The following is a 14,019-nucleotide window of genomic DNA, read 5'->3' on the forward strand; positions in this document are numbered from 1 at the left end:
CATGGCTCAGTCCCGCAAATGCCATCAGCCCTACGGCCAAAAACAGTGCTTTGAAATTTCTCATGTTCGCTCACTCCTTAACTATATATAGCTTGCTACTCGGTGTCACTTCCACAGGTTCACTTGTTAGGTGAACTGTAGTAAGTATACGCACCACAGCAGGGATAAGTCAACGGCGAAGAGGTGTGAAACGAAATTCGCAGTGAGGGTCAGTTACTATGAAAAAGAAGCGTAAGTTATGGAATAGATTGGGATAAGCAGCGCAAGACCCCCCTTCTGAAGTCCAATCAACGCCACCACTGAGGCACAGATGCCTCCTCGGAGGTCATGAGTGTCCCCCGAAGCGTAACTTCAAGGGGTCGCGAAGACCATGGGACTTCTTTCCTAAGCCACCGAGAGAGCCCCCCGGATGGCTTCAAGCAAGTCCTTTCGGTCGAACGGCTTAGACAAAGTGCTAACCGCGCCGATTAACTTTGCCATGCTCAAGTAGTCAGAGGGACCAATCCTTCCTCCACCCGAGATTGCAATGATCCGGCTTTCGGGGTATTCAGCACGTAAACGTCGGATCGTCTCGATACCTTCCTGCTCGGGCATAATGATATCGGTAATCACAAGGTCGGCGGGAGCCGCTTCAAAGCGTCTCATGCACTCCAATCCGTTTGAAGCAACATCAACCTCATAGCCCTCACGTTCCAGCATGCTGCGAAGCATCTGCCTGATGTTCGGGTCGTCATCCACTACAAGAATTCGCGCCATTAAGTCACCTCACTTTTGATTTCACAGATAGCGCCTTGCGCACAGCAGCAGCAAGCTCTGTAGCTCCGACAGGTTTCGACACGAAACCTGCGAAGCAATCTTTAGACAGTGCGTCCGGCAATCCCCCAGAGGCAAGCAAAACAACGGGGATTGCATTGTCAAAATCATGCGTAGCTCGAGCTACATCTTCTCCAGAAAGAATCGGCATCATGTCGTCAACAATGACAACATCAACCGCTATAGGGGCAATTTGAAGCTGCACAAGTGCTTCAACAGGGTCGTTACAGGCTGTAACTTGATACCCAAGAGATTCCAGCATCTGTTTGCCAAGGAGCGCGATCGTCTCGTCATCATCACACAAAAGGATATGCTCATCGCCAGCAATATGCTCGATTCGGGGCTGCTCAAGCAGTCCTGCTGCGGATTCGACGATCGGCAGCCAGACAGTGACTCTCGTCCCCTTGCCAGGCTTCGACTCAACATGAATCGCCCCTCGATGCGAGGTCACGATACCGTGAACCACAGACAATCCAAGTCCCGTTCCTTCACCAACCTCCTTGGTCGTGAAAAAAGGCTCGAATATCTTAGAAACAGTGTGTTCATCCATCCCCAATCCACTGTCTGTCACGCTCAAGCAGGCATACCTGCCAGAGGCGATCTCCGAAGGACATCCGATACCACCTGACTGCAATGTTACCTCCGAGAGCTCCACTTCAACGACTCCTCCGCTCCGACCCAGCGCCTGATACGCATTCGTGCAGAGGTTCATGACAACCTGATGAATCTGCGTCGCATCCGAAAGTACGTCGCCTACCGCCTTGATGTCATGAATCAGCTCGACGTTCGCGGGGAGCGAGGAACGGAGCAACTTAAGAGCCTCTTTAACCAAGTATTCAATCTTCAGCGGCACATAAGCCTGCTCATCTCGCCGACTGAATGCAAGAATCTGCTGGACAAGCCCCTTCGCGCGGTAAGCAGCCTTGACAACTTGCTCGATGTCCTGCCTTATTGGTGCACCCTCGGGCAATTCACAGGCTATCATGTCGGCATAACCGAGGATTGGAGTTAATATATTGTTGAAGTCATGGGCGATCCCGCCGGCAAGAGTCCCAATGGTTTCCATGCGCTGCGCATGGCGAAGCTGATTCTGCAGGCTTTCGTGCTCTGCCTCCACTTTGAGACGCTCGCTCACATCTACGCCAATTGACACGATGACGCGCCGATCATGCCACTCCATGAACTGAAGCGTCGTTTCAAATGGATAGTGATCTCCATTTTTACAAATGTGCTCGCACCTACGACTAACCACATCGACCACCCCGCTTTGAAGCTCGCTCACGATCTCGAAGAACTGCTCCTGCGCCCAGGGAGCGAGGAGGTGCTGCGCGGGCAAAGATTGAAGTTCAGCGCGAGAGTAGCCCGTCCTCGTGCTGGCGCGTTGGTTTGCCTCAATAATTTGCAGTGTAGTCGGATCAATAATGTAGACTTCATTCAAAGCATTGTCGAGAATCCTGCCAAGCTGTGTTGCACGAGCCTCAAGGCGTTTCCTTGCTGTAATATTCGTCGAGAAGCCAGAACACCTAAGAGGTGTCCCGTCATCATTCCACTCGACAATTTTCCCGCGCGTGTAGATCCAGAGCGTGTTGCCTCTTGCTGTCCGCAACAGGATCTCCAGCTCAATTGCCGGCACACGGCCAGCTGCATGCTCAATGAAAGCATCACGATAGGCCTGCATAGATTCAGGAGCAACATGTGAGTTCAAGAAGCTCTCGTGGTAGACGAACTGCTCAGGTTCATATTCCAGCCACTGCACGAATCTTGGGCTGCAATAGCAGTCGCCCGATACGCAATTCAGGTCCCAGAATGCATCGTTGGATCCTTCGATTGCGATTGCCAGCCTTTGCTCAGTTGCCATGCGTCGCTGTTCACTTCGCACGCGTTCGGTTATATCAAGAGTTGTCCCAAAAATCTTTTCGAGGGACCCATCTGCCCTTCGGCTCGCTTTGCCGCGACTAAGCAGGTATCTAATCTCGCCATTGTCACGAAGTATTCGATACTCCAACTCGACCTCGTTCATCCCTTCGAACACCTTTGAATGTGCCTCTGTGAAGGTGTGCCTGTCATCCGAATGAACGAAGCTCAGAAATGTCTCAAATGTCAACGGCAATGCAAGCCCTGGACGAGCGATCATGCGGAGCTTCTCGTCACTCATTTCCAAGTGATCGGTGTCAACATACCATTCAAAAAAGCCAAGTCCCGCAATCTGCTGCGCTTCCTTAAGCTTTTCCTTGCTTTCCCTAAGCGCTTGTTCCTGTGCGGTACGTTCACTAATGTCACGCACGATCCCCGCGAAATGCGGGTGTTCCCCTGCGTCAATTGCCGTGACAGTTAACTCAATGGGAAACTCGGAACCATCCTTGCGTCGCGCACTGAAGTGTACTACTTTGTTTAGAATCTGTCCATTACCCGTCTGCAAGTAGTTTTGCAAGCCGCGACGATGACTTTCGCGAAATCCCGCTGGAATGATGAGGTTATGCAGGAATTCCCCAACGGCTTCGGCTTTCGTAAATCCGAAGATTGCCTCTGCTTGAGGATTCCACTCTGTGACAAATCCCTGACTATCCATGGCAACTACCGCATCAAGCGACGAGTCCACAATCTGGCGTGCAAGTGTCTTTGACCGCAGGAGCTCGGTTTCCGCCTCAACTTCCGCGGTTATCACTTCGGTCAACATGATGATTCCACCGACTTCACCAGCTGCGGCATACCATGGTCTAATCTCCCAGCGCACCCAGTCAGTCGAGCCATCCGCTCTGGGGAAAGCATCCTTCGCACTTGAGGCAGTATCACCGCGCAGGCATCGCCAATGGATCTCCTTCCACCGCTCGGGAATCTCAGGAAAGACTTCATAATGCGATTTGCCAATGATTGAACTTTCCTCAAGTCTGTAAGCCTGATACCATCGTTTACTGACCACGAGATACCGCATGTCCCGATCGAACATTGCCATCGGCGCCGGAGAATACTCGACAAAAGTCCTTAGTTGTTCCTCGCGCTCGCGAAGTGAGTTTTCAATTTCTCTACGATAAGTAATGTCTTTGCAGCTCACGAAAAGCGTCAAGTCGGGCAACTGCACAGCGCACCAAGTCATCCAGCGATATTCGCCGTCACGATGTATCAGTCTAATTTCTCTTTCGCTTGGAAGCTGACTAGACGCATGTTCGCAAAAGGTTAACGACACTTCGTGCCGGTCATCAGGGCACACCAGTTCGAATATATCTTCGCCGATGATACGACTTGTGTTATGGCCGAGGATCCGTGTTAAGGCCTCATTGCAACGCAGAACCCTGCCTTCACGGTTCAATATCAGAAGCACATCGGAGGATAGTTGAAAGTACTGTTTTAGCTCCTCGTCTTTCTGTACCAGGTCTGTAACGTCCAACGCAACACCGATCGCACCGACAAGAGTGCCGCCTTGGCTATAAGATGGTTCCACATAGGCATTAAATTCAAGCCCGCGAGCTCTGAGTCTGAAAGCCAACGGGTTACCGGAGTTCAAGCGTTCAAGAACTTGATCAGGAGTTCTCTCAAGATACTCAAGCATATCGCACAGTCTATGGCCTACAAGGTCATCCGCGGAACAATCCAACCTTCGCAGAGCGGCTCCGGACACGTAGTTGATTTCGCCACACAGGTTCTGGGTCCAGATTAACGCGGGCATGCGCTCTGTGAGTATGCGAAGTCGCGCTTCATGTTCCTGCAGTTCTGCTTGTGCTTGCCGTCGCTCGAGTGCTCGACCGATTGATCCGGAGACAATTGAGAGCAGTTTTAGATCGGCTTCGGTGTACTCTTTGGGATTGGTGTAAGATTGCAGAACAAAGACACCGGTCACTTCGCTACGGACGCGAAGTGGCACACCGAGCCAGCAGGCTGCACGATGACCAATAGATCTAATGCCAATGTCGTGCGCGAATTGCTCACGATTTGAGTCGTTGAGTAAGCAAGGTTCACCTGTTTTGCGCACATGATCCGTCAGCCCGCCTGCAAGATCAAGTGACTCGTCCGAGCGCTCACCACCGGCGTGAATGTCGCGCGCGATGGCTTTTCTGTAGCAATTTGTGTTCGAGTCATAGAGGGCGACGTAGAAGTTGGAAACGTCAACAACACGCTCAAGTTGTCCAGAGACGATCGTGATTAGGTCTTCAAAAGAAGTCTCATGCGAGGCAGCAACAGCGATAGTATTGAGCACATCACGCGTGATTTCCTTGCGGTGTGCCTCGGTCACGTCACGTGCACTACAGACTACCGCTGCAGGAGTGCCGATGCGGCCTGAAGAAGAAAGCAGAACTTCCCAGTAGCTAATCCTGCGGTTTGGCAATCGCGCCTTGAAGATTGAAACTGCGCTTCCGGCAGTTGTGTCATTGAAATCTGCAAGAAATCTCTTCCAACGCGATCTGTCTTTCTTATCGATTAGTGCCTCCGCCTGGACTCCAATCAGCCGCTTCAATTGACCGAGGCCTCGATTGATCTCGGTTATCTTACCATCACTGTCAAGCAGGACTTCCAGATCCGCCCCGCTCACAATTCTGGACGTCCACACTTTGGAAGAGCCGGTTTCTGCTTGCTGACGTGCTTTGCGAACAGCGACTGCTGAAGCGAGAATGATGGATAAAGCAGTTGCGAGACCGAACCATGCGGGCCAGTAGCCCGCAACAATTTCATTTAATGACTCTTCGGCATGGGAAGATTCGGCCCAAAGCAATAGGATGGAAAGCGAGGTGTACGGGGGCATGTGACGCTTGAAAACGGTGCACATTGATCGAAGAACTCGTTTCGCTAAACTCATTAAGAAGATGTCTCTCGAGCAGCTAATTGCTATAGCATTTATCATTGAAGTGAAAGCTCCTCCCCGCTGAATGACAGGATTCTCTCCTTACAGCGCGCATTCCATGCCCGATAACGCAGATGGGGCAACTATCGAGGCACCAATGAGCGCTCAAACGCCTTTGCGCGGGAATGCGCCTCGTTATTCTTACCGCCTGCGACCGTGATTTCAAACAGGATATGACAAAATACTGAAATATATAAGGTTATGCTGTGACTGGGAAATTTCTCGTACTTGCTCGCTTGAATCGTAGCGCTTGCTTTCAGCCGGTTTCAGATGCAAATTGTAGTCTGTTACTTGGCGAGAGGATATTACGTCGTGCGTGGTATGAGGTGACTTGGGGTGTTTCATGATGAAGCTAAGAATCTGTAACTGGCCTGCGGCCGCTATCGTTTTGCTGTTCTTCGCGTGCAAGTTCGCTGTAGCCGACTCCACGTTTGTTGCGGCCGGAAACGTCAGCGGCATATGGGACGCGGCGGGCAGCCCGTATGTCGTCCAAGGGAATTTGATCGTCCAGGCTTTGGACAGTCTCGAAATCGGCAACGGTGTCACGGTCCACTTTGAAGGACCATACGAATTGCGCGTCTTAGGCTACGTCGCGATTCAGGGACTCGCCGGCGACTCTGTACGGTTCACAACTGACACGCTTACAAATCCTGCAAAGTGGCGCGGTTTGAGCTTTATCAACGCAAATGACTCAAGCTACATAGAATACGCAATCTTCGAAAATGCCTTGGCGAACGGAGCAACGGCCTCCGACAGCCTTGGCGGTGCCATTTTCGCAGGCAGCGGCTCCATGGTCCGGATTGAGAACTCTACCTTTCGTTTCAACAGAAGCTCCGGTGAAGGCGGAGCTGTCTATTTCGCCAACTCAACGCTCCTGATGGACTCCTGTTTTTTCCAGAACAACCTATCGGACAGAGACGGTGGAGCTCTATTCATTCGCAGTTCTGCTGCCAGCATCGTGACACAGACCGTTTTTCAACGTAATAGAGCAGCACGCAGCGGAGGGGGGTTGTTTGTCAGAGGCGGCACCCCACAATTCACAAGCTGTGTATTTGACAGTAATTTGACCGGAGTCAACGGAACCGTACAGCTTCAACTATCAGAAGCTCGCTTTGACAGTTGCCTGTTAACCAACAACATTGCGAATTTGCACGGTGGCGGGTTTTCCTGCGAACAATCCAGCCCACGAATCTACGACTGTGTGATCCAGAATAACTCGACAAACTCTTTCGACGGAGGCGGAGTGTATCTTTGGGAGTCGTCTCCTCATATGCTACGCTGCCAAGTCCTGGGTAATTCTTCAGCAGATGATGGCGGAGGAATACACAGCTATCGCGAGCAATCAAACGGACTTTTCGAACAGTGCGAGATTCGAGGAAACTCGGCAGCTGGCGAAGGGGCCGGCGTATGGGTGACGTTGGACGGTGCCCCATCATTCGTCGACTGCATAATCAGTCAGAATACTGCTGGAACACATGGGGGTGGCGTGTTCCTGAGAAATAACGCTCGTCCATCATTCGTCAATTGCAACATTGACAGCAATCTGGCGCATGGGGACGGTGGAGGAATCTCCATTCGTCAATCGCTCCCCGTACTGGTCGAATGCTCATTCCGTCAGAACACTGCATACGAGAGTGGCGGAGGGGTACAGCTTTGGGAAGCGGCCGATGCAGTGCTTGACGGTTGTGTGATCTCCAACAATTCGGCAAGTCTGCCGGGCGGAGGAATCGCTGCCAATCAGAGCAAGCTGACAGCAACGAATTGTATCGTGGTGCGAAACAACGCTGCTTCGGGTGCGGGCGGAGTAGCTGTTCAAGTCGCAGCCAACGTCAACATTGCTCATGCAACCATTGCCGCAAACAGTGGGCGCGGCGTATCTGTTGAGTCCGGACTTGCGAATATTGAAAATAGTATCATCGCTCACTCCGGCGCGGAGGCCGTGTACTTTTCAGCCGCCGCAAACTCGCGTATAACCTATTCAACGATTTCAGGGATGATTGAGTTTGCCAGTGGCAATTCGGATCAGGGTCCTGCATGGATCGGAGTTCCAGTAGCGGTCAATGGCAACGGCGACTCCTGTGACACGTATTTCAACGTGTTCAGCGATCCGATGTTCACAGACACTACTGGAGGAGATTGGTCATTGTCAACCGGAAGCGCTGCGGTGGGTTCCGGGAACTGGCTATCCGTCACGACGGATCAGATAGGCAATGATAGGCCTTTTCCCGCAGGAACACTTCCTGATATGGGGGCATTGGAGAGTGAACTGGGACAGGCGCCGACAGGATTGTTTGGAACTCTGTCAGGGATGATTGGGCCAGGCGAAGTGAAGGTCGTGGCAGATGTCCTTGTCGACTATCTGGATACCTTGAGGATTGCCGCAGGAACAAATATCACGTTTTGCGGACCGAGCGGCCTGCTCGTACTCGGCGAGCTACATGCACGTGGCTCACTGACGGATTCGATTCGATTCACCACGGATACTCTAACCAATCCCGGGAGATGGCAAGGTATTCGATTTGAAGGGAACTCGTCTGCAAGTGTATTGGAGTATACGGAAGTATCTGATGCCTCGGCGATAGTTCTGGGAAGACGGCAGGAAGGTGGGGGACTACGAATTGCGGGGGTTTCTCCTACAGTTTCAAGAAGTCTGTTTGCCCGTCTTTCCGCACTGCGCGGAGGCGGAGTGTATTGTACCGGTACTTCAACACCGAGTTTCACTGCCTGCAACTTCGTTTCTTGCAAAGCAGACTCCGGTGGTGTTTTCTACGTCAAGAGCGGTGCGGCACCAGTATTAGATAGGTGCAATTTGTCAGGTGGATACGCACGTGCTGGTGGTGGATATCTTGGTGAAGGGTCAAGTGGTTCGATCCGAAACTCCCGCATTGAGGGCAATGCCGCTATTACCGCAGGTGCAGGGATATTTCTCACCACCTCGTCTACGATTCTCGAAAACAACCTATTGCTGAGCAACTCTTCCGCTGGTGACGGTGGCGCGATCTGGCTCTCGGGTTCTTCAGCCCAAGTAAAATTCTGTTCGATTGCAGGAAATTCCGCGACAAACGGAGCGGGTGTTTATATCCGGTTTGGCACTCCTCAGATTAACAATAGCATCATCGCCGACAACATTGGGGGTGGCATCTACTTCTACGTGGCCTCCCTTTCATCGGTGCGCTACAATTGCGTCGCGTCAAACAGCGGGGGGAATTTCGTGCTGTTTGCCAATTCTCCCACGCAAGGACCTGCGGGGATTGGGATACTGGACAGCGTGAATGCAAATGGTGATCCATGCGATCGTCACTACAATCACATCCAGAATCCCGAGTGGGTGGCAGGTACCGGACACAACTACTATCTCTCGCAGATTGCTGCGGGGGATTTGGTTAACTCGCCCTGCGTGAATGCCGGCGATCCTGCCGTGTTCCCGCCTGCCGGTACAACAAGGACGGACTATCTGAGTGACATCAACGCACCGGATCAGGGTTATCATGGACCTCAACTGCTGGGCTTCGCTCCCGCAATAAACAACCTGGCTATTCAATGTGTTGGGGATAGCATTCATCTGTATTGGAGCTATGAAAATTCAGGGATATTCTACATTAAGACTGATTCGAGCTCTTCGGGTGCATTCCTCACAACAATCGCCGTCACTGCCGATACGACCGTTACCCTTCCGTACGCCGCACCCATTCATCCGACCCGGGCATTCTTTAGAATCGTTGCGGAATCCGCAGAGTAGCAATGTTTCATGCAACGATCAACCAGCCCTCAGAACCTCTTAATCGCATGTCTCAAAATCACTGTCGCGCTTAGCAACTCTTTGGACACATTTATGCTAAGTCACTTCACCCTCAATATAAAGCAAGATGACTCCATCTTGGCTCGGTGTTTTCGATAACTTAGGACGGAATATGATGACACGTCTGTTACATTCACTACTATTGACATTATTGTGTTGCTTAATAACACAGTACTCGACCTATGCAAAGCAGCCGCTGAAGAATATGCTCACCTCGCGGCTCGCAGAAATTGAGATCAAGTCACCCCTGGACGCTCAAGCTATTCAAGATGCGGGCGGAATATTTGATCACTATCGGGGGTCCAAAGCGCACGTCTATCTGCTTCAAGAGGACTTTGACATTCTCAGGGCACGCGGCTTTAACGTGCAGTGGTTGCAGGAAGTGCGTGAAGAGCACTCACCTCTGGACGAGTACCACGAGAATGCAGACATCGAGGCACACTTTGTCGCTTGGGCGGCAGCTTATCCATCTCTCTTCACATATCAGAGCATAGGCAACTCCGTTCAGGGAAGACCGCTGTGGTTCGCGAAAATCTCAGATAACGTGACTGACGACGAGCCTGAGATTGAGGTGAAGTACATTGCTGCGATGCATGGTGATGAGTTGGCAGGACTCGAAAACTGCCTACGCCTGATCGATACTCTTTTGACCGGTTACGGCGTTGACCCCGTATTGACCGGACTGGTGAACGATTTTGAAGTTTGGATAATGCCGTTGATGAATCCCGATGGTCGGGATGCCGGAACTCTGGGTCAACGCTGGAATGCCAATGGCATCGACCTCAACCGAGATTTTCCTGACCGAGTCGATGACTCGACAAATACGACAGCGGGAAGACAGATTGAGACAGCTCATGTTATGAACTTCAGTGCGACTCGAACTTTTGTAATCTCGGCAAATTTCCACGGCGGGGCAGTCGTTGCGAACTATCCTTGGGACAGCAATTACAGTGGTTCGGACGTTTTTTCCCCAACACCCGAGAACACTTTGTTTCACCACATCTCGCTGGTGTATTCGCAATCGAACAATACAATGTACAATAACAGCGCCTTCCCCCCAGACGGAACAACCAACGGTGCCGATTGGTACCAGGTTCGTGGCGGGATGCAGGACTGGAATTATGTGTGGATGGGCTGCAAAGAAGTTACGATGGAGATCTCGAACACAAAGTCAGGTCCGGAAAGCGCGTTAGATAGTTTATGGCGAGAGAATCGCCAGAGTATGATAAACTACTTGCTCACCGCCCGTGAAGGGGTTCGCGGATTTGTCACCGACGCCGAATCTGGAAATCCTGTGCGCGCACGAGTCATGCTTGCAAACATCCCCTATGTGACGTACAGCAGTGCGCTTCATGGTGAGTATTTCCGTATGCTGCAGTCCGGCGTCTATTCATTGACGTTTTCAGCACCCGGTTATGAGAGCCAAACAGTAAACGGGGTGAATGTTGTGAACGGAACACCGACAATTCTGAACATCCAGTTGAATCCGCTTCCGCGTCCTGAGATAGCTCTCCTGCCCGCCAGTGTGGAGCAGGCTATGCCGAGCTGCAGCGTCACAGATCTTGAACTTGCAGTGCAGAACACGGGCGAGATCACATTGAATTGGGATTCGCAAGAGCTCGGCTTTAGCGCAACAAACTACGGTGCGGGAGATGGCGGACCGCGTTGGATTGACAGCCGTGCGCCAGGAGGGCCAGCCTACTCCTGGGTAGATATCAGTGCAATCGGCACCGCTGTTTCGTTTACGCTGGATGATCAGAATCTCGGCCCTTACGCGATCGGTTTCACTTTCCCGTTTTACGGAATGAACTACACGCAGTTTCGAGTCTCTGCCAATGGCTGGCTGTCCTTCACTTCCACCGCGACGGGAGCGACTTCCTATAACAACACTGCTCTTCCAAGCAATTCCGCTCCTGAGAATATCCTTGCAGTTTGGTGGGATGACCTAAGTCCGCAGCGTGCCGGAACGAACGTGAGACGCTGGACCAACAACTTAGATAGCCTTGTCGTATCATTTCAGAACATCCAGAGCTATGCGAACAACGGGCTATACAACTTCGAGATAATACTGACTGCGGACGGCGGAATAACCTACCTGTATGGAAACATGGGTACGAACCGCCTAAACTCGTCAACAATTGGATTGCAGAATAACGATCGTACTCGTGGCGTTACGGTTTTGAATAATTCGGTCTATATCTCGAATGATATGGCCATCAAGTTTTGTCCCGGTGTCGCCGTGCAAACCATCCCACCAGCCGGATCAGTGGCCCCGGGGCAACAGCAACTTGTAACACTCCGACTGTCATCATGCTGCCTTCCAGACGGGATCAGCCTTTCCAGATTGAGATTTACCTCAGACGATCCCACGCGTCCAACGGTTGACTTGCCCATCACGATTGACTCTGGGAACTTTCTCGCGCCATCGCCGGTTATCGATTTGACGATTGTCGTGACGGAAACGGGTGCAGAACTGCGCTGGACCACTGCCGAGAATGCGAATTCTTACTCCATCTGGAGCAGCACCGTGTGGCCTCCGGAGATAGGGAATTCCGTCCTTCTTGGCACAACAACCGGAACTTCATTTGCCGTCTCGACGGATCTTCCCGGAACGGAGTACTTCATAGTTGTTTCGGAGCGATAGGTTGTAGAAAGGTGGCGAGATTGGCTGAACAGCTGATGCGCAAGACAACTTTTCCGCCGGATTCACTGGACAATACAGACCGACTAAAGCTACTAATTCTAATTTGGAGACCAACGGCTCTTGCTGACGATGATTGAGAACCGCATTGCTGAACTTACGCGGCCTTCCAAGGAGTTTCCGCGGCGCTTTCTGGCACGCGGACTGACCGTGGAAGCGTGGGATGATGTATCCAAGTATTACAATGAATTGGAGAAGCGCGAACTGGATTCGGCGTCCGATGTCGAAGCGTGGATTGCGGACGGCAGCGAACTTTCCGCTTTTCTTTCTGAAGAGTCATCACGGCGTTACATTGCCATGACCTGTGCAACGGAAGACGAGTCAGCAGAACAAGCGTACATGCGGTTTGTCGAGGAAATTGCGCCGCGGATGAAAGAAGCGCAGGATCGCTTGAATCGCAAACTGGTGCAAAGTCCCTGGGCATCTGCCCTTCCGGCAAAGTATGAAGTGTACTTGCGATCCAGCAGGAATGCTGTTGAGCTGTTTCGAGAAGAAAATGTGCCAATCGAGACGGAGATCGAGAAGCTCTCGCAGCAGTATCAAAAAGTATTCGGATCGATGACCGTGCAGTGGCAAGGGAATGAGATTACGATTCCCCGCGCACTTGCTCTGCTGGAGGAGACTGATCGCGGCGTGCGGGAGCAAGCCTACAGGCTTGTCGCAGAGCGGCGGTTGAAGGATAGGGATGTGCTGGAAGACATCTTTGACGAAATGGTCGCCAAACGTCACGAGATCGCGCTGAACGCAGGATTCGAAAACTATCGCGACTATAAGTTCCGCGAATACGAACGGTTTGACTATACTCCTCAGGACTGTGCTTCGTACCACGCCGCAGTGGCTGATCTTGTTGTTCCGGTAATGCGTGAAGCTGCCGACGATCGAAAGAGAGCTTTAAAAGTCGAAACCTTGCGACCATGGGACATGGAGTGTGATCCCTTTGGTCGGGAGCCGCTGCATCCTTTCGGGAATGCGAACGAACTGATTTCCGGTTGCTCTCGGATTTTTCACCGATTAGATGAAGATCTGGGGAACAGTTTTGATAAGATGAATGAACTTGGCCTGCTGGATCTATCAAGCCGAAAAGGTAAAGCTCCCGGCGGATATCAGAGCGACCTTGCAGAGGTCCGGTTGCCCTTCATTTTTATGAACGCTGTCGGTACGAACGATGATGTGTTCACTCTTCTTCATGAGGGTGGACACGCTTTTCACAACTTTGCAGTGCGTGATGAACCTTTGCATGCTTATCGGCACGCACCAATGGAGTTTAGTGAGGTTGCGTCGATGAGCATGGAGCTGCTTGCGATGCCGATGCTCGACGAATTCTACGCAGTGCCCGATCAGGCGCGCACAATTCGCCATGAGCTACAGGGAAAGATCGCACTGCTTGCGTGGATTGCGACGATCGATGCTTTTCAGCATTGGGTCTACACGCATCCCAGACACTCTCGTGAAGAACGGAAGATGCATTGGCGCGGATTGGTGGAGCGTTTTGGCTCCGGAGCGGATCACAGTGGTTTTGAGGACGCTCGCGACTATCGCTGGCACGCCCAATTGCATATCTTCGAAGTCCCATTCTACTACATAGAGTACGGCATCGCCCAACTTGGCGCATTTCAGATCTGGAGTCTGGCTCGGAAGAATCCTGCTGAGGCGTTGCGAAATTATAAGCATGGCCTATCTCTTGGGGGTTCACGGCCATTGCCGAAGCTGTATCAGGCAGCGGGCATTAAGCTGGACTTCTCATCAGAGATGATTGCACCGCTTATGGCAGAGGTTCGTGATGAAATGGCGAAGCAAGGCAGGCTCGAATCGATGTAGCGGCGATTGCTGCTAAGGGAATGTTCCCGGATCAGAGTGAGAACAGCCCGCATA

At 51.8% G+C, this 14,019-nt stretch carries 5 protein-coding genes; 3 read left to right on the forward strand and 2 right to left on the reverse strand.

Annotation, left to right across the window (positions count from 1 at the left end; genetic code table 11):
* Nucleotides 1-384: 384 nt before the first annotated feature.
* Both KJZ99_04385 and KJZ99_04390 read right to left on the reverse strand, forming a co-directional pair.
* Nucleotides 385-756 (reverse strand): response regulator, encoded by a 372-nt coding sequence (locus tag KJZ99_04385; GenBank protein ID MCL4305127.1) that lies wholly within the window; start codon nucleotides 754-756, stop codon nucleotides 385-387.
* A 4-nt stretch (nucleotides 757-760) separates the two neighbouring features.
* Nucleotides 761-5,548: a PAS domain S-box protein gene (locus tag KJZ99_04390; GenBank protein MCL4305128.1), complete on the reverse strand. Its 4,788-nt coding sequence runs from the start codon at nucleotides 5,546-5,548 to the stop codon at nucleotides 761-763.
* Between the two features lie 442 nt (nucleotides 5,549-5,990).
* On the opposite strand from KJZ99_04390, the gene KJZ99_04395 reads away from it, so the two are divergent.
* The 3 genes from KJZ99_04395 (at nucleotide 5,991) to KJZ99_04405 (ending at nucleotide 13,965) form a co-directional block, all read left to right on the forward strand.
* Nucleotides 5,991-9,386: a right-handed parallel beta-helix repeat-containing protein gene (locus tag KJZ99_04395; GenBank protein MCL4305129.1), complete on the forward strand. Its 3,396-nt coding sequence runs from the start codon at nucleotides 5,991-5,993 to the stop codon at nucleotides 9,384-9,386.
* Nucleotides 9,387-9,558: 172 nt separating this feature from the next.
* Entirely contained in the window at nucleotides 9,559-12,090 is a 2,532-nt protein-coding gene (locus KJZ99_04400; GenBank protein ID MCL4305130.1) for a carboxypeptidase regulatory-like domain-containing protein, read from the forward strand.
* A 120-nt stretch (nucleotides 12,091-12,210) separates the two neighbouring features.
* Nucleotides 12,211-13,965, forward strand: coding sequence for a M3 family oligoendopeptidase (locus KJZ99_04405; GenBank protein MCL4305131.1), 1,755 nt, complete (start codon nucleotides 12,211-12,213; stop codon nucleotides 13,963-13,965).
* The last annotated feature ends 54 nt before the right edge of the window (nucleotides 13,966-14,019 follow it).

The sequence above is a fragment of the bacterium genome (genome assembly GCA_023382385.1).
Taxonomy (GTDB): Bacteria; Electryoneota; RPQS01; order RPQS01; family RPQS01; genus JABWCQ01.